The sequence below is a fragment of the Acuticoccus kalidii genome (assembly GCF_021556395.1).
Classification (GTDB): Bacteria; Pseudomonadota; Alphaproteobacteria; order Rhizobiales; family Amorphaceae; genus Acuticoccus; species Acuticoccus kalidii.
Genome location: NZ_JAKGCS010000006.1, coordinates 17,359 through 33,768, shown reverse-complemented (window position 1 = coordinate 33,768; position 16,410 = coordinate 17,359). Strand labels below are relative to the sequence as shown.

The 16,410-nt window shown below is 67.0% G+C and carries 15 protein-coding genes; 11 read left to right on the top strand and 4 right to left on the bottom strand.

Annotated features, from left to right (window positions below; genetic code table 11):
* Positions 1-136: 136 nt before the first annotated feature.
* Positions 137-1,258, bottom strand: a complete 1,122-nt coding sequence (locus L1787_RS01520; protein WP_235706715.1) for an ROK family transcriptional regulator — start codon at positions 1,256-1,258, stop codon at positions 137-139.
* 193 nt (positions 1,259-1,451) lie between these two features.
* Positions 1,452-1,793, bottom strand: coding sequence for a DMT family transporter (locus tag L1787_RS01515; RefSeq protein ID WP_235706714.1), 342 nt, complete (start codon positions 1,791-1,793; stop codon positions 1,452-1,454).
* 186 nt (positions 1,794-1,979) lie between these two features.
* Between L1787_RS01515 and L1787_RS01510 the strand changes: the two genes are divergently transcribed.
* The 6 genes from L1787_RS01510 to L1787_RS01485 all read left to right on the top strand — a co-directional run bounded on the left by L1787_RS01510 (position 1,980) and on the right by L1787_RS01485 (position 8,303).
* Positions 1,980-2,897, top strand: coding sequence for a dihydrodipicolinate synthase family protein (locus tag L1787_RS01510; RefSeq protein ID WP_235706713.1), 918 nt, complete (start codon positions 1,980-1,982; stop codon positions 2,895-2,897).
* 10 nt (positions 2,898-2,907) lie between these two features.
* Positions 2,908-3,642, top strand: coding sequence for a class I SAM-dependent methyltransferase (locus L1787_RS01505; RefSeq protein ID WP_235706712.1), 735 nt, complete (start codon positions 2,908-2,910; stop codon positions 3,640-3,642).
* Between the two features lie 178 nt (positions 3,643-3,820).
* Positions 3,821-4,810 (top strand): TRAP transporter substrate-binding protein DctP, encoded by a 990-nt coding sequence (gene dctP / locus L1787_RS01500; RefSeq protein ID WP_235706711.1) that lies wholly within the window; start codon positions 3,821-3,823, stop codon positions 4,808-4,810.
* A gap of 57 nt (positions 4,811-4,867) precedes the next feature.
* A complete protein-coding gene (locus L1787_RS01495) occupies positions 4,868-5,419 on the top strand; it encodes a TRAP transporter small permease (protein WP_235706710.1) in 552 nt (183 codons plus the stop codon).
* On the top strand, positions 5,419-6,738 hold the full coding sequence (locus L1787_RS01490) for a TRAP transporter large permease (protein WP_235706709.1): 1,320 nt from the start codon (positions 5,419-5,421) through the stop codon (positions 6,736-6,738). The genes L1787_RS01495 and L1787_RS01490 overlap by 1 nt, the downstream gene beginning before the upstream one ends.
* A gap of 29 nt (positions 6,739-6,767) precedes the next feature.
* Entirely contained in the window at positions 6,768-8,303 is a 1,536-nt protein-coding gene (locus L1787_RS01485; RefSeq protein ID WP_235706708.1) for a malonate--CoA ligase, read from the top strand.
* Positions 8,304-8,390: 87 nt separating this feature from the next.
* On the opposite strand, the gene L1787_RS01480 is transcribed toward L1787_RS01485, so the two are convergent.
* Complete coding sequence (locus L1787_RS01480; protein WP_235706707.1) at positions 8,391-9,062, bottom strand: GntR family transcriptional regulator; 672 nt, start codon at positions 9,060-9,062, stop codon at positions 8,391-8,393.
* 196 nt (positions 9,063-9,258) lie between these two features.
* On the opposite strand from L1787_RS01480, the gene L1787_RS01475 reads away from it, so the two are divergent.
* The 4 genes from L1787_RS01475 (at position 9,259) to L1787_RS01460 (ending at position 13,481) form a co-directional block, all read left to right on the top strand.
* Positions 9,259-10,452 carry a CaiB/BaiF CoA transferase family protein gene (locus tag L1787_RS01475; protein WP_235706706.1) on the top strand — a complete coding sequence of 398 codons (1,194 nt, stop codon included), beginning with the start codon at positions 9,259-9,261 and terminating at the stop codon, positions 10,450-10,452.
* 151 nt (positions 10,453-10,603) lie between these two features.
* Positions 10,604-11,902, top strand: a complete 1,299-nt coding sequence (locus tag L1787_RS01470; protein ID WP_235706705.1) for a TRAP transporter large permease — start codon at positions 10,604-10,606, stop codon at positions 11,900-11,902.
* A gap of 17 nt (positions 11,903-11,919) precedes the next feature.
* Positions 11,920-12,957, top strand: a complete 1,038-nt coding sequence (locus L1787_RS01465; protein ID WP_235706704.1) for a TRAP transporter substrate-binding protein — start codon at positions 11,920-11,922, stop codon at positions 12,955-12,957.
* A gap of 14 nt (positions 12,958-12,971) precedes the next feature.
* Positions 12,972-13,481: a TRAP transporter small permease gene (locus tag L1787_RS01460; RefSeq protein ID WP_235706703.1), complete on the top strand. Its 510-nt coding sequence runs from the start codon at positions 12,972-12,974 to the stop codon at positions 13,479-13,481.
* Between the two features lie 19 nt (positions 13,482-13,500).
* Here the strand turns inward: L1787_RS01460 and mdoH are convergent, their stop codons facing one another.
* Positions 13,501-15,279, bottom strand: coding sequence for a glucans biosynthesis glucosyltransferase MdoH (mdoH, locus tag L1787_RS01455; protein WP_255720174.1), 1,779 nt, complete (start codon positions 15,277-15,279; stop codon positions 13,501-13,503).
* A gap of 228 nt (positions 15,280-15,507) precedes the next feature.
* Here mdoH and L1787_RS01450 point away from each other — a divergent pair, with 228 nt between their 5' ends.
* A complete protein-coding gene (locus tag L1787_RS01450; protein WP_235706701.1) occupies positions 15,508-16,395 on the top strand; it encodes a zinc-dependent alcohol dehydrogenase in 888 nt (295 codons plus the stop codon).
* The last annotated feature ends 15 nt before the right edge of the window (positions 16,396-16,410 follow it).

Here is a 16,410-nt window from a genome sequence, read left to right as displayed (position 1 = left end):
CCCAAGAGAGTGATCACCCTCTTTCGTTAGGCACTCTAACAAACAAATTGTCAGCGACAATAGCCGGACAGGCGAAAACGGCCGTCGGCGGGTGTTTCCGCCGTTCGGTTCGGGCTCTTCGGGTTGTTGGGCGGAATCAGGCCGCTTCGCCGAGAAGGCCGACAAGGGCCCGGTCGACGGCCAGCTTCTCGATACCGAGGGCCGTCGCGTCGACGCCGAGCCCCGTGCTCACCACCTCGACCGGATAGGACAGGCGCCGCGCCACCGCCTCGACGCGTTCGGGCAGCGGCTTCGCCGCGCCGAGCCCACCGCCGAGCACCACGAGACCCGGATCGACCACCGCGACGCACGCGGCGACGAGCGCACCGATATCGTCCGCATGACGCGCGATATGGGCCGAAGCCGCCGGCTCTCCCGCCTCGGCGCGGGCGACGAGATCGGCCGCGTCCTGCGGCACCGGCCCGCCATCCGCCGGCCAGTCGGCGCGGACGCGCCCCATCAGCGCCTCGGTCCCCATATAGCGCTCGACCTCGCCCGGCTCCGGGACGAGGCCGGGGGCAAACGGAAAGGTGAGATGCCCGATTTCGCCCGCCGCGCCATTGTGGCCGCGCAGGAGCTGGCCGGACAGGATGAGCCCCATCCCGATCTTGAGGCCGATCTGGACGTAAGCGAACGTCTCGCGCCCTTTCGCGACCCCATGATGGCGCTCCGCGACGGCGGCGCAATTGACGTTGTTCTCGAGCACGATGTCGACCCCGTCAGGCGGGGTGAAGTGACTGAACAGGATATCCTGCCGCGTCGCGCTGTGATCCTGATCGGGGCCGACGACGCGGGTGGGCAGCGCAATGCCGATCGCCCGCAGCGGCCCGCGATCGGCACGACATTCGTGGATCGCGGCGTTCACCTCGTCGGCGACGGCGGCGCTGATTTCCTCGTTCATCAGGAAATGACTCGACGACAGGCGGTGCACGCGGCTGTGCAATAGCTGCCGGTCGAGCGTCGCGACGCGCACCCGCACATGCGTCGACCCGGCATCGACGGCGATGACGTGCCCCGCCCCCGGCCCGACACGATATTGCGCCGCTTTGCGCCCCAGCGCCCCCTGCACGGCGCCGACCACCTCGATATAGCCGAGGCGTTCGAGCTCTGCGGTCGCTGCGGACATGGTCGGGCGCGAGAGGCCGAGCGTCTGCCCGATTTGCGGACGCGTCGCCGGACCGGCCTCGACCAGGCAGCGAAACACCGCCCGCGCGCTCATGGTGAGGGCCGAACGATGCGCGTCTAAGAGAAATGAGGCCACGGTCAGGTCTTTTGTTCGTCTGCCTGACAATATGCCGGCAAGCATGTTTCATAAAGGATGAAGACGCGGATCGCGAGCCGTCCTGTCTCCGCCTATGGCCGGATCGGCGCCGGCGCCCGAACCCGCCTCGCGCGCGGGGCGACCACCGCCCTCAGTGGCCGACCGATTTCGAGAAGAGATTGACGATCACGACACCGACCACGATGAAGCCGAGCCCGATGACCGCCGCGAGGTCCAGCGTCTGGCGGAACAGCACGACGCCGGCGAGCGAGATCAGCACCACCCCGAGCCCGCTCCAGATCGCATAGGCGACACCGATCGGGATCACCTTCAGCGACACCGACAGAAAATAGAACGCGCCCGCATAGCAAAGCCCCATGATCACCGTCGGAACGAGACGCGTAAACTGTTGAGATTGCTGCAACATCGACGTCCCGATCACCTCCAACAGGATGGCGATTCCGAGCGCTCCGTAGATGGTCGACATGCTCATGACGGTCTTTCCGAGGTGGTGGGCGGCGCAAGGGCCGTCGCACTCATGGCCCTCGCGTGCGCCCAATGCAAACCGCGCCGCCCCTTCCACGATATGGAAGAGGCGGCGCGCCTCCATTGATTTGCCGTGCGACCTCTGGCTTGAAGAGGCACAACCCGCGAACAGCGGGCGACTGGGAGGAGCTCGATGACTGACACCGCCTATTCCGGCATTTGGCCGGTCGCGCCGACACCGTTCAACGACGACGACACGCTCGACCTCGACGGGATGCGCCGCGTCCTCGATCTGATGATCGATCAGGGCGTCGACGGTATTTGCATTCTCGCAAACTTCTCCGAGCAATTCCTCCTGTCCGACGCCGAGCGCGACACGCTGATGCGCCTGTCGCTCGAACACGTCGCCGGGCGCGTGCCGATCATCGTCACCTGCTCGCATTTCGCGACGCCGGTCGTCGTCGAGCGCGTCACGCTCGCCAAAGAACTCGGCGCGGCGATGACGATGCTGATGCCGCCTTATCACGGCGCGCTTTTGAAGGGGAACGAGACCCAGACCTACGAGCAGTTCGCGCGCGTCTCCGATGTCGGCCTGCCGATCATGGTGCAGGATGCGCCGCTCGCGGGCGTCGAATTGTCGGTGCCGTTCCTCGCCCGCCTCGCGAAGGAGGTGCCGATGGTCTCCTACTTCAAGATCGAGACGCCGATGGCCGCGCAGAAGCTGCGCGCGCTGATCGAAACCGGCGGCGATGCGATCGTCGGCCCGTTCGACGGCGAGGAGGCGATCACGCTGATGGCCGATCTCGACGCCGGCGCCACCGGCTCGATGACCAGCGCGACGCTGCCCGAATTGATCAAGCCGATCCTCACGGCCCACGCGGCCGGCGACCGGAAGACCGCGGCGGCGCTCTACCAGACCGTCCTGCCGCTCATCAATTACGAGAACCGGCAGTGCGGCCTGCGCTCCTCCAAGGCGGTGATGATGGAAGGCGGGGTCATCAAGTCCGACCATGTCCGCCACCCGTTCACGCCGCTTCATCCGGCGGTTCGCGCCGGGCTCCTGGAGCTCGCCCGCGAGGCCGACATTCTCGCCCTCCGCTGGGGCAAGTAGAGCCGGCGCCATGAACGATCCCGACGCGGACGGCTGGCGGGCCTCCGCCGCCGCCTGGGTCCGGGACATGGGACCGGCCGAGGGTGGCGGCGACTATGGCCGCCGCCACATCCTCGATGCCCCGATGCTGGCGCGCGCGACGCGCCGGCAGCGCACCCGCGCGCTCGATGTCGGCTGCGGCGAGGGGCGCTTTTGCCGTATGCTCGCCGCACGCGGCATTCCCGCCATCGGCATCGACCCGACCCCGGAGCTGATCGACGAGGCGATCGCGCGCGACCCGGCCGGCGACTATCGTCTCGGCACCGCCGAGGCGCTCGACTGTCCCGATGACAGCTTCGATCTCGTCGTCAGCTATCTCACCTTGATCGACATTCCCGACGCCGAGCGGGCGATCGCCGAGATGGCCCGCGTGCTCGCGCCCGGCGGTTCGCTGCTGATCGCGAACCTCTCCGGCCTCGCCACCGCGAATGCCGGGCAAAGCTGGCTCGAGGACAAGGCCGGCACGGCCCGCTTCCCGATCGACAATTATCTGTCCGCCTGGCCCTATCGGGCGAGCTGGCGCGGCATCGATATCGTCAACTGGCACCGCCCACTGAGCCTTTACATGCGCGCTTGCCTCGCCGCCGGGCTGACGCTCGTCCATTACGACGAGCCCGCGCCCGACGCGGACGGCCCCGCGGACCGGGCCGCGCGCTATCGGCGGGCCCCCTGGTTCGTCACCATGGAGTGGGACGCGCCGGGCTGACCGCCCGACCCCCTCGCCGCGACAGGATCGCCGCACCGCGAGAGTTGCCCCGAAGCCGTCTTTGAAACCCAACATTGACGATGCGGAGAACCGCCCGCAATGTAGGCGCACAAATAAATGCGCGCGCCGGCAAAGGCGACGTGCGGGCCGAAACGGCCCATTCCTGGGGAGGAATTCGATGAAGACGACGCTCACTCGCGCGCTCTTTGCGTCCTGCGCCCTGGCGTTCGCCATGGGCGGCGCGTCCGCTGAAGAGCTGAAGCTCAGCCACCAATGGTCGACGAGCGACATCCGCCACCAGGTGGCGCAGATGGTCGCCGACGAGGTGGAAGCGGCGGACGTCGACCTGTCGATCCGCATCTATCCGTCGGGCTCGCTGTTCTCGGCGAACGAGCAGTACAACCCCCTCTCGCGCGGCCGGCTCGACATGACGGTTTTGCCGCTGTCCTATGCCGGCGGCCAGCGCCCGGCCTACAATCTCACCCTGATGCCGGGCCTCGTGAAGAATCACGATCACGGCGCCCGCCTCTCCGACTCGCCCTTCATGGACGAACTCGAAGCCATCATGGCCGAGGACGACGTGATGGTGCTCGTTCACGGCTATCTCGCCGGCGGCTTCGGCGCGAAGGACAATTGCATCACGAAGCCCGACGACGTGAAGGGCCTGCAAATGCGCGCCGCCGGGAAGGCGTTCGAGCAGATGCTCGCCGGCGCCGGCGCGTCGATCGCCTCGATGCCGTCATCGGAAGTCTATTCGGCGATGCAGACCGGCGTCCTCGACGCGGTGAACACCTCGTCGTCGAGCTTCGTCTCCTACCGGCTCTATGAGCAGCTCGGCTGCTACACCCCCGCCGGCGACGTCGCACTGTGGTTCATGTACCAGCCCGTCCTGATGAACAAATCCACCTTCGAGGGCCTCAACGAAGAGCAGCAAGCCGCGCTCCTCGCGGCCGCGGAGAAGGCGGAGGCGTTCTATCTCGAAGGGGCGAAGAAGGCGGATGCCGATTCGGCGCAGGTCTTCGAGGATGCCGGCGTCGAAATCGGCAAGATGACCGAAGAGGACTTCGCCGCCTGGCGCGAGCTCGCCAAGGGCACGTCCTACAAGGCCTTCGTCGAGGAAACGCCGAACGGACAGCAGCTCCTCGACGCGGCGCTCGCCGTCGAGTGAAGCGCGACGCCGCCGGCCGATCGCCGCCGGCGGCTCCCCCTCCATCGGAGAGCCGACATGTCTGACGCCGCCCCGCCTGCGCCGCGGCCGAATTTCCTCGTGCGGGCCATCGCGACGGTGTCGATCGCCTGCGGGGTGATCGCCGCCGTCATGATCTTCACCGCCGTGCTCATCACCTGCGAACTGATCTGGGTCCGTTTCGTCCTCAACAAGTCGACGATCTGGCAGACCGAGGCCGTCACCTATCTGATGATCGCCGCGACCATGCTCGGCCTTCCCTACGTGCAGCACCTCAAAGGCCACGTGAATGTCGACCTCGTGCCGATGCTTCTGCCGCCGCCGATCCGCCGCGTCCTGATGCTCGTGACGCTCACGGCGACCGGCGTCGTCGTCGCCGTGATGATCTATTATGGCTACGATCTCTTCCACATGGCCTATACGCGCAACTGGCGCTCGGAAACGGTGTGGGGCGCGCCGTTGTGGATCCCGTATCTCTCGCTTCCGATCGGGTTCGGGCTCTATTTCGTCCAGCTCGCGGCCGACGCGTTCGGCCTCCTCAACGCTCCACCCCCGGCGACCCACGCCGACGAACTGACGATCGGCGATTGATGGGACCGCTCACGCTCGGCGTTCTCGTCGCCATCGCCACCATTCTCGTCCTCTTCTCCGGCGTCTCCGTCGCGGCGGGCCTCCTCATCGTCGCCGCCTTCTTCCTCGCGGTGTTCGACGGGGTCGGCGCGTTGGAGCTGCTGCCGGAGATCTTCTTCGGCAACCTCGACGACTTCGCGCTCCTGTCGATCCCGATGTTCATCATCATGGGCGCGGCGATCGCCTCGACGCGCGCCGGCGCCGACCTCTATGAGGCGCTGGAGCGCTGGCTGACCCGCGTTCCCGGCGGGCTCGTCGTCTCCAATCTCGGCGCCTGCGCGCTCTTCGCCGCGATGTCCGGCTCCTCGCCCGCGACCTGCGCGGCGATCGGCAAGATGGGCATCCCGGAGATGCGCAAGCGCGGCTATCCGGACACCGTCGCCGCCGGCTCGATCGCGGCGGGCGGCACGCTCGGCATCCTGATCCCGCCATCGGTCACGATGATCGTCTACGGCATCGCGACGGAGACCTCGATCGGCCGGCTCTTCCTCGCGGGCGTGGTGCCGGGCATCGTCCTCGTCGCGCTCTTCATGGGCTGGGCGATCTTCGACACCTGGCGCCAAGGCGGCGCGGAGACGGCGCTCGCCCGCGTCAAATATAGCTGGCGGCAGAAGGTCGAGATCCTGCCGCGGGTGCTGCCCTTCCTCGCCATCATCATCGGCGTCCTTTACGCCCTTTATGGTGGCGTCGCGACGCCGTCGGAGACGGCGGCGGTCGGCGCGCTCCTGTGCATCGTGGTCGCGGTGCTCATCTACCGGCTCTATTCGTTCCGCGCGCTCTGGGACGTCCTGCGCGATTCCACCCGCGAGAGCGTGATGATCCTCTTCATCATCGGCGCGGCGGGCGTTTTCTCGTTCATGCTGTCGAACCTCTTCGTCACCCAGGCGATCGCGGAGTGGATCGCCGGGCTCGACGTCAATCGCTGGGTGCTGATGGCGGCGATCAACCTCTTCCTGCTGGTCGCCGGATTCTTCCTGCCGCCGGTGGCGGTCATCCTGATGGCGGCGCCCATCCTGTTGCCGATCGTCACGTCCGCCGGGTTCGATCCGTACTGGTTCGCGGTCATCCTGACGATCAACATGGAGATCGGCTTGATCACGCCGCCGGTTGGGCTAAACCTTTATGTGATCAATTCGATCGCGCCCGACATCTCGCTGAAGACGGTCCTGCTCGGATCGGCCCCTTTCGTGTTGTGCATGATCGCCGCGATCGTGATTTTGTCGATCTTCCCAGGCCTCGTCACGGGCCTGCCGGACGCCGTCATGGGCCCCGCCCGATGACGGAGCATTCGCGTTAAAGGCACCTGTCCATGACCCTTTCCAACAACCTCATCCGCCGCCTCTCCGTCGGCTCCGACGGCCGCCACGACGCGCCGTTCGCCTACATGCCCGACGGGTCGACCGTGACCTATGGACAGCTCTGGGCCGACGTGAACCGCACCGCGGCCGCGCTGCTCGCCGCCGGCGTGACGCCGGGTGACCGCGTCGCCGTCCAGGCGCAGAAGTCGCTCCAGATGCTGCATCTCGTGCTCGGCGCGCAGCTCGCGGGTGGGGTCATCCTGCCGCTCAACACCGCCTATACGGCCAACGAGATCGCCTATTTCCTGGGTGACGCCGAGCCCGCGGTGTTCATCTGCGACCCGGCCGCCGAGGCCGCCCTCGCCCCGATCGCGAAGAGCGCCGGGGTGAAGACGCTCGCCACCCTCTCCGCCGACGGGACGGGAAGCTGGGCCGATCGCGTCGCCGCCGCGCCGAGCGACCCCGTGGACGTGCCGCGCACCGCCGAGGATCTCGGCGGCATCCTCTACACCTCCGGCACGACCGGCCGCTCGAAAGGCGCGATGCTGACCCACGAGGCGCTCGCCTCGAACGCCGAGGTGCTCAAGGACTATTGGCGCTTCACGAAGGACGACGTCCTCATCCACGCGCTGCCGATCTTCCACACGCACGGCCTCTTCGTCGCGACGAACACCACCCTCGTCGCCGGCGGCTCCATCATCTTCATGCCGAAATTCGACCCGGACGCGATCCTCGCCGCGATGCCCCGCGCGACGGCGATGATGGGCGTGCCGACCTTCTACACCCGCCTGCTCGACCATCCGGGCCTCACCCGCGAGGCCGTCGCCAACATGCGCCTCTTCGTGTCCGGCTCCGCCCCGCTTCTCGCCGAGACGCACGATCGTTGGCGCGAGACGACCGGCCACGCCATCCTCGAGCGCTACGGCATGACCGAGACCAACATGAACACCTCGAACCCCTATGACGGCGACCGCCGGGCGGGGACGGTCGGCTTCCCGCTGCCGGGCGTCGAGGTGATCGTCACCAACCCGGAGACCGGCGAGGCGGTCCCCACCGGCGAGATCGGCGCGATCGAGGTGCGCGGGCCGAACGTGTTCGCCGGCTATTGGCGGATGCCGGAGAAGACCAAGGAAGAGAAGCGCGAGAACGGCTTCTTCATCACCGGCGATCTCGGCGTCTATGACGAGCGCGGCTATCTCACCCTCGTCGGTCGGTCGAAGGATCTCATCATCACGGGCGGCTTCAACGTCTACCCGAAGGAAATCGAGGGCCTGATCGACGATATGGACGGGGTGAAGGAAAGCGCCGTGATCGGCCTGCCGCATCCCGATTTCGGCGAAGGCGTCGCCGCGGTCGTCGTGAAGGACGGGGAGGCGGACGTCAGCGAGGCCTCGATCCTCGACGCGTTGAAGGACGAGCTCGCCCGCTTCAAGCAGCCCAAGCGCGTCTTCTTCGTCGACGAGCTGCCGCGCAACACGATGGGCAAGGTGCAGAAGGCCGCGCTGCGCGAGACCTACGCCGACACCTTCGCGAAGACCACCGCATAGGGCGCCGCCACCGGCGAGTCGTTCACGACAGCCGGGAGACGGAAGCGCGCTGGCGCTCGCATGATCGGCTCCCGGCGGAGCCCCGCCTCAGGGGCGCATCGTCGACTTCAAGGCGTTGCGCGTCGTTGCGATATGGGCGCGCATCACCGACGAGGCCCAGATCTCGTCCTGCGCCTCGATCGCCTGGATCAGCGCCCGATGGTCGGCGAGCGTGCGGGCCATGTCGGTCCGGCGGAAGTTGGTATAGGTGTTGATCACGAAGCCGATATCGATGAGCCGCAGCGCCGATTCCTCCAGCGTGCGGTTCCGGCTCGCCCGCAAGATCAGATGATGGAGCTCCTGGTTGAGCTGTGAGAGGGCGGGCACCTGTCCGCTCTTCTCGGCGATCGCCTCCATCTCGTCGGCAATTTTATAGAGGGTGGCGACCTCCTCCTCGCTCCGCCGCCGCGCCGCGAGGCCGGCCGCTTCGCTCTCCAGCAGCGACCGCACGTCATAGATTTCGATCGCCTCCGCAAGGGTTCGCGCCCGCACCACCGCGCCGGCCCGCGGGATCATTTCGATGAAACCGTCGCTCGCCAACTTGTGCAGCGCAGCACGAACGGGCGTTCGGCTGACATTGTAGCGCTCGGCAAGCATTTCTTCGGTCAACCTGCTTTCCGGGCCCCATGTTCCGGCCAGAATCTGCTCACGCACCTCGGCATAGACCCGATCGACGGTGCGTTCTTTTGCAGTGCGGCGTTCCTTGGGCGCGTTTCCCATGCAGGATCCTCCGTCTTTTCTTTATTGGATCCAAATGCCCTTCGGCATTGCGGCATGAGTCATCCTCTATTGACGATTTGGATACAATAGCGTTAAGCGATTTTCCGGCCTCCGCGGGCCGATCGACCCGGGCTCCCAGCCGCCATCGGGTCGATTACAGAAGACGAAAACGGTTGGGGGAGGAGTACGAGGCGTCATGAGGCCGCTCGAGGGCATCCGCGTCCTGGAAATGGGGCAGCTCATCGCAGGTCCGTTCTGCGGCCAGCTTCTCGCCGATTTCGGCGCGGAGGTGGTGAAGATCGAGCCGCCCGGAACCGGCGATTCGATGCGCCAATGGGGCCGCACCGACGCCGAGGGCCACCCGCTCTGGTGGCCGGTCATCGGCCGCAACAAGAAATCGATGACGCTCGACCTCAGAAAGCCCGAGGCGCAGGACGTCGTCCGCGCCCTCGCGGCGAAGACCGACATTCTGGTCGAGAATTTCCGCGCCGGCCGGATGGAGGCCTGGGGCCTCGGCTATGAGACGCTGAAGGCGATCAATCCCGGCCTCATCATGGTCCGCGTCACCGGCTTCGGCCAGACCGGCCCCTACAAGGACCGCGCCGGCTTCGCCGCCGTGTGCGAGGCGATGGGCGGCATGCGCTATCTCGGCGGCTATCCCGACCGCCCGCCGGTGCGCATCGGCCTGTCGATCGGCGACACGCTCGCCGGACAGAGCGGCTTCCAGGGCGCCCTTCTCGCCCTTCACCATCGCGACCGCACCGGACTGGGCCAGATGGTCGACGCCTCGATCTACGAGGCGGTCCTCTCGGTGATGGAAGGCGTCATCGCCGAATATGATCGCGGTGGCCACGTGCGCGAGCGTTCGGGCTCGATCCTGCCCGGCATCGCCCCCTCGAACGCCTATCCGACCGCCGACGGCGACACGACGATCGTGATCGGCGCGAACCAGGACAGCCTGTTTCGCCGCCTCACCAAGCTGATGGGCCAGCCCGAGCTCGCCGACGATCCGCGCTTCAAGAACCACCGCGCCCGCGGCGAGAACCAGACGTTGATCGACGAGATCATCGCCGAATGGTCCGCCACCAAGCCGGCGAACTGGCTGATGGACGCGCTCGCCGAAGCCGGCGTGCCGGCCGGCCTCACTTATACCGCGCGCGAGATGCTCGCCGATCCGCATTTCGAGGCCCGCCGGTCGATCGTCCGCGTCGAGGACGAGACGGTGGGGCCGACGGCGATGCAGAGCGTCTTCCCGGTCCTGTCGGAAACACCGGGCGAAGTGCGCCATACCGGGCCGAAGCTCGGCGAGCATACCGACGAAGTCCTCAGGGACTGGCTGGATTACGACGCAAGCAAGATCGACGCGCTCCGCACGGGCGGCATCATCTGACGGACGAGACGGCGTGAGGCGGCGGCAAGACCGCTCGCGAAACGGGACGGGCGAGGGAGGAACACTGATTGAACGCCAAACGCACCGATCATGCGATAGTGCCGTGCGCGCGAGGCGCACGCGGATGTCCTGAGCTGGGGGGGACAGCGGCATGATCGAACCGATTATCGTCGTCGTCATCCTCCTCGCCATGATCGCGATCGGCGCGCCGATCTTCCTGGCGCTCGGTGCGGCGGGCCTCACGGGCCTTTATATGGCGCGCGGGTCGATGGCCTTCTTTTTTGGCCCGACGTCGCTGTTCGCGCAGCTCAACAGTTTCGAGCTGCTGGCGCTCCCGCTCTTCGTCCTGATGGGCAACTTCCTGGCCGCGACGCCGGTCGGCAAGAACCTCTTTTATGCCGCGGTCGTATGGCTCCAATGGCTCCGGGGCGGCCTCGCGATCGCGACCGTCGGTGCCTCGGCGGTGTTCGGCGCGGTGAGCGGCGTCTCGATCGCCGGCGTCGCGGCGGTCGGATCGATCGCGGTGCCGCAGATGCTGGCGCGCGGCTATAGCCGCTCCCTCGCCGCTGGCGCCGTCGTCTCCTCCGGTGCGCTCGCGATGCTCATCCCGCCGAGCGTGCCGCTGATCATTTACGGCGCGGTCTCCAACGTTTCGGTGGCCGACCTCTTCATCGGCGGCATCGTGCCGGGCCTCGCCCTCGCCGTCGCCCTGTCGGTCTATATCTATTTCCGCGCGCGGCTCTATCCCGAGGAAGCGCCGGCCGGCGAGCATGTCGTCTACACCTGGCGCGAGCGGCTGAAGGCGATCGGCGGCATCTGGCACTCGCTGCTGCTCGTCGTCCTCGTCCTCGGGACAATCTATTCCGGCATCGCGACCCCCAGCGAGGCGGCGGCTTTCGGCGCGCTCGGCGCCTTCCTGATCGCCGTCCTCATCTTCCGCTGCCTCGACTTCAAAGGCATCGCGAAGGTGCTCGGCGCATCGGTGCGCATTTCGGGCGCGATCCTCCTCATCATGGGCTGCGCCCGCATTTTCGGCGACTATCTCAACCTGGTGCGCGTGCCCGACACGATCACGAGCCTCCTCATCGGCACCGAGATGCCGCCCGAGGTGATCCTCATTCTCGTGATGCTCATCCTCGTCGGGCTCGGGATGCTCGTCGACGCGGTGTCGCTCATCGTGGTGACGACGCCGATCCTGCTGCCGCTCATCACGGCGCTCGGCTACGATCCGCTGTGGTTCGGCATCATCCTCGTCATGAACCTCGAGATCGCGGTGATCACGCCGCCCGTCGGGCTCAACCTCTACACCTTGAAGGCCGTCGCGCCGATGCTGCGGATCGAGGAGATCGTCCGCTGCGTCGTCCCCTTCGTGCTGGTTCAGTTCGTGATGCTGCTCATCTTCGTGCTGTTCCCGCCCCTCAGCCTATGGCTACCGACACTCTTAAAATAATGAATCGGAGGAACGTCATGTCTATCAATCGTCGTCATTTCATGGCCGCCACCGGCGCCCTCACGCTCGGCTCCGCCGTCGGCCTCAGCGCCCAGCGCGCCGAAGCCGCGAAGGTGCTCACCGGCGTCACCTATCTGCCGCCGTCTTATGCCGATCTCGCCTATGGCTCGCAGGGCTTCGTCGATTTCGTGAACGAGCATGGCGGCGACACCGTCTCGCTCGACTTCTACGATTCCGGCCGTCTCCTCGCTGCGGACGAGCAGCTTCCGGCGCTGCGCTCCGGCAACATCGACTTCATGTTTCACACGACGTCGTACGTCACGCGCTCGCTGCCCATCCTCGGCGTGCTCGGCCTGCCCGGCGTCGTCGGCCCGCTCTATGACAACCCCGACCGGCTGAAGCGCGGCACGCCGCTGTTCGAGCTGATCGCGGCCGAGCTCGAAAAGGGCGGCATCACCCTTCTCAGCCTCGGCGGCGGCATCATGGAGCCGGAATATATCTGGAGCACCGAGAGCGCCCCGATCGATTCGCTCGACGGCATCGCCGGCAAGCGCATCCGCGTCGTCTCCTTCGAAGCCACCAAGGCGATCGAGGACTTCAACGGCGCGTCGGTCCGCATCCCCTCGTCCGAGCTCTATCTCGCCCTTCAGCGCGGCACGGTCGACGCGGCAGTCGCCAACATCTCCACCGTCAACGGCCGCAGCCTGCAGGAGCAGGTGAACCACGCCTTCCTCGTCCCGGTCACCGCCTTCGCGATCGGCATCTTCGTCCAGACGAGCCGCTGGAACGCGCTCGACGAGGACGTGAAGAAGGTCTTCATGGACGGCGTCGAGTGGTTCGACGAGAACAGCGCCCGCGTCGCCAATGTCGACTATTTCCAAGACAAGTACTGGCCGGCCTTCAAGGAAGGCGGAATGCAGGTGATCGAGCCGGATGCCGCCACCCTCGAGCGCTTCTCCGAGGTGAGCGTCAACGTGCGCGACGCCTGGTCCGCCGAAGTCGGCGAGGAGATCGGCAAGAAGGCGATCGCGCTCGCCCTCGGCGAAAGCGCCTGACCGAGGTCCGTCCCATGCGCTTCGCCGTGCCGATCCAGATCGTCGATACCGTCGCCAAGATCCTTCAGATCTTCGGCCAGGCGGTCCTCGCCTTCATGGTGCTCTCGATCACCTACGACGCGACGATGCGCTATTTCTTCGCCGCGCCGACCTCGTGGAGTCTCGAGGTCAACGCGTTCTTCGTCGCCTATCTCGCGCTGATGACGGCGGCGGACGTCGAACGGCGGGGCGAGCATATCGGCATCACGCTGTTGCCGGAGGCGGCGGGCCCATTCGTCCGCAGCCTCCTGTCGGCGATCATCGGGATCGTCGGCACGGTGTTCTGCGGCATCCTCGTGTGGCGCGGCTACCTGATGGCGCACGACGCGTTCATCTATGGCGAACGCGTGTCGAGCGCGTTCGGCACGCCGATGTGGATTCCGTATTCGATGCTGCCGGTCGGGTTCGGCGTGCTCGGCCTGCAATTCTTCATCGGCATCTTCCGCGGCCGCACGATGGGGTCGACGGAAACCTCGCAGGTCTGATCGGACCGGGTGCCGGCGGTCAGACCGGCGGCACTTCGGCCTGGAGGCGGGCGAGAATGGGCTGAGGCGCGATATCCTCAGGGATCGCGCACAGCCCGCGCCGCCGGCTCCACGCCCCGAGGGCCGGCATCGCCGTCGCCACCGCGAACGGGATCGCCACCGCGAAGCCGACGATCACCGGCATTGCCCAGGGCAGCACCGCCGGCGCCGTCATCGCGAAGAGGGCGAAGAGCGCCACCCCCATCACCGTCTGCGGCAGGAAGTCGATCACCGCCTCGCGCCAACCGACCGCGCGGCTGACGCGCCCCTGCGCCCGCCAATCGATCCGCTTGCCGAAGACAAGCCCCGCGGCGAACACCGCCACCGCGAAGGCGACGACCGGCGCCACGATCATCGAGAAGACAAGCTCCACCACCGCGCCCGCCGCGACGGCCCACCGGCCGCCATAACGCGCGCTCTCCTCGCCGCGCGCGAGGACGCCGACGAGGCCCATGATCTTCGGCGCGAACGTCATCGTGATGATCGTGACGAAGAGGCCGATGCCGAGCGCCACCGGTCCGGAGAAGCTGCCCGCCTCGGAGAAGAGGCTCGCCGCGCCGAGCATGATGAACGCCATCCAGGCAAACGGGGCGAGATACATCAGGATCGCCAGCATGAGCTGGAGGCGGCTGACGATATGGAGCCCCTCCATCCCGAGAAGCTGGAAATATTGCATGTTGCCCTGACACCAGCGCAGCTCGCGGCGGATGAAGTCCGGCAGGGTCGGCGGGTTCTCCTCGAAGCTCTCCCCCTCCTCGGCGAGGACGCGGCAATGATAGCCGGCGCGGCGCATCAACACGGCCTCGACCTGATCATGGCTCATGATCGCCCCGCCGAGCGGGCCGTTTCCGGGCAGGGTCGGCAGCGTGCAATGGGCTGCGAACGCGCGCGTGCGGATCAGCGCATTGTGCCCCCAATAGGCGCCGCAATCCCCGGTCCACCAGACCGAGCCGGCCGTGTAGGCGCGCATGCCGTGCCGCATCCCGAATTGAAAGACGCGGGTGAAGAAGGACGCCGACGGCACTCCGACGACCAGGGTCTGAAGGATCCCGATCCGCCGATGGCGCTGCATGATCCGCACGAGCCGGGCGACGGCGTTCGCCGAAAGGAAGCTGTCGGCGTCGAGCGGCAGGAAGAACTCGTAAGCGGCCCCCGAGCGGCGGCAGAATTCCTCGATATTGCCGGCTTTGTAGCCGTGATTGTCGATGCGGCGACGATAGTGGATCTGCCCGGCACGCGCCGTTTCGGCACGCCAGGCCGCGATGCGCGCCTCCTCGGCGGCGGCGATCGCCGGATCGTCGGTGTCGCTCAGCACATGAATGTCGAAATGATCGGCGAGGCCGCTCTCGTCGAGATCCTCGAACAGCGTGCGCACGCGTGCGATGGCGCGGTCCGGGTCCTCGTTGCGCACCGCCATCAGGATCGCGGTCCGCGTTGCGATCACCGCGGCGGGATTGACCGTCAACGCCAGCGGATCGTCCTCCGCTGGGCCGCGCAGGGTGATCACCGTCCCGATGATCGCATTCCAGAAGCCGATCGAGAGCCACGGCAGGGTGACGACGAAGGCGACCCACATCCCGGCTTTGATCGGCGTCACGCCGCCGCTGAAAAGGGCGATCGCCATCAGGCTCGCCAGCACCGCGATCGTCGCTGCGTTGAGACCCGCCACGAAAAGGCGGCGCCGCAGCAGGACACGGTTCATCCGCCGCAGACCACCAAGGCGTCGGGGCGGTTCTATTGCGATCGCATCGGACCGCATCGGATCAAATCGAAGCATTGCGCCCTTTCGGCCTTTTATTGTGTCGGCGTTGGAGACCCGATACCGATCGCTCTAATTAGGTCAGGACCGCCCCCGGTCGACCATGAGAGCCGCATGTGCGAACAATCGTCCTCCCCGTCAGCGAGCAACGTCGCTACGGCACTTTGGAATCCACGGCAAAACACGTTCACGTTGATGCCGGGCGCCGTGGCCCAGCCCGGGCCGGATATGGTGAGGCTGAGCGCGCGTTATTCGGCGGTCAGCCGGGGAACGGAGCGGCTCGTCTTCGAGGGGCGGGTGCCGGAAAGCGAATGGGAGCGGATGCGCTGCCCGCATCAGGAGGGCTCGTTCGCCTTCCCGGTTAAATATGGCTACGCCCTCGTCGGCCGCGTGACCGACGGCCCGTCAGAATGGGTCGGGCGCACCGCCTTCACCCTCCACCCGCATCAGACCGAGGCGGTGGTGGGGCGCGATTGGATCACCCTCGTGCCGGACGGCGTGCCGCCGCGCCGCGCCGCGCTCGCCGCCAACATGGAGACCGCCCTCAACATCGTCTGGGATAGCGGTGTGTCCGTCGGCGATCGCGTTCTGGTAGTGGGTGCCGGGGTCGTCGGCCTCCTCGTCGCGCGGCTCCTCGCCCGCATCGCCGGCGTCGAGGTGAGCGTCGCCGACGTCAATCCGACGCGGGCCGGTGTCACGACCGTGATGGGCGCCCTATTTTGCGGCATCGATGAGGTGCCTTCCGATATGGACGTCGCGATCAACACCAGCGGCAACGATGCCGGTCTCCGAACGGCCCTCGCGGCCGTGGGCCTCGAAGGCCGCGTCGTCGAGGCGAGCTGGCATGGCGCGAACGAGGCGCGCCTGCCGCTCGGCGGTGCCTTCCACGCCAAGCGGTTGCAGATCGTGTCGTCGCAAGTCGGCCGGATCCCGAGCGACCGCGCCGCCCGGTGGACCCATCGCCGGCGCCTCGACACCGTGATGCGCCTCCTCGCCGACCGGACGCTCGACGCCTTGATCACGCATGAGGTGCCGTTCGCCGACGCCCCTGCGCGCCTCCCCGCACTCCTCACGGCCGAGCCCGACGCGCTCGCCATCCTCATCACCTACGACTGACGCCACCTGAAGGAG

Bases quoted from the DNA above. Each gene is read 5' to 3' on its own strand.
- L1787_RS01520 (WP_235706715.1), bottom strand. From the start codon at position 1,258: ATGAGCGCGCGGGCGGTGTTTCGCTGCCTGGTCGAGGCCGGTCCGGCG.
- L1787_RS01515 (WP_235706714.1), bottom strand. From the start codon at position 1,793: ATGAGCATGTCGACCATCTACGGAGCGCTCGGAATCGCCATCCTGTTG.
- L1787_RS01510 (WP_235706713.1), top strand. From the start codon at position 1,980: ATGACTGACACCGCCTATTCCGGCATTTGGCCGGTCGCGCCGACACCG.
- L1787_RS01505 (WP_235706712.1), top strand. From the start codon at position 2,908: ATGAACGATCCCGACGCGGACGGCTGGCGGGCCTCCGCCGCCGCCTGG.
- dctP (WP_235706711.1), top strand. From the start codon at position 3,821: ATGAAGACGACGCTCACTCGCGCGCTCTTTGCGTCCTGCGCCCTGGCG.
- L1787_RS01495 (WP_235706710.1), top strand. From the start codon at position 4,868: ATGTCTGACGCCGCCCCGCCTGCGCCGCGGCCGAATTTCCTCGTGCGG.
- L1787_RS01490 (WP_235706709.1), top strand. From the start codon at position 5,419: ATGGGACCGCTCACGCTCGGCGTTCTCGTCGCCATCGCCACCATTCTC.
- L1787_RS01485 (WP_235706708.1), top strand. From the start codon at position 6,768: ATGACCCTTTCCAACAACCTCATCCGCCGCCTCTCCGTCGGCTCCGAC.
- L1787_RS01480 (WP_235706707.1), bottom strand. From the start codon at position 9,062: ATGGGAAACGCGCCCAAGGAACGCCGCACTGCAAAAGAACGCACCGTC.
- L1787_RS01475 (WP_235706706.1), top strand. From the start codon at position 9,259: ATGAGGCCGCTCGAGGGCATCCGCGTCCTGGAAATGGGGCAGCTCATC.
- L1787_RS01470 (WP_235706705.1), top strand. From the start codon at position 10,604: ATGATCGAACCGATTATCGTCGTCGTCATCCTCCTCGCCATGATCGCG.
- L1787_RS01465 (WP_235706704.1), top strand. From the start codon at position 11,920: ATGTCTATCAATCGTCGTCATTTCATGGCCGCCACCGGCGCCCTCACG.
- L1787_RS01460 (WP_235706703.1), top strand. From the start codon at position 12,972: ATGCGCTTCGCCGTGCCGATCCAGATCGTCGATACCGTCGCCAAGATC.
- mdoH (WP_255720174.1), bottom strand. From the start codon at position 15,279: ATGCGGTCCGATGCGATCGCAATAGAACCGCCCCGACGCCTTGGTGGT.
- L1787_RS01450 (WP_235706701.1), top strand. From the start codon at position 15,508: ATGGTGAGGCTGAGCGCGCGTTATTCGGCGGTCAGCCGGGGAACGGAG.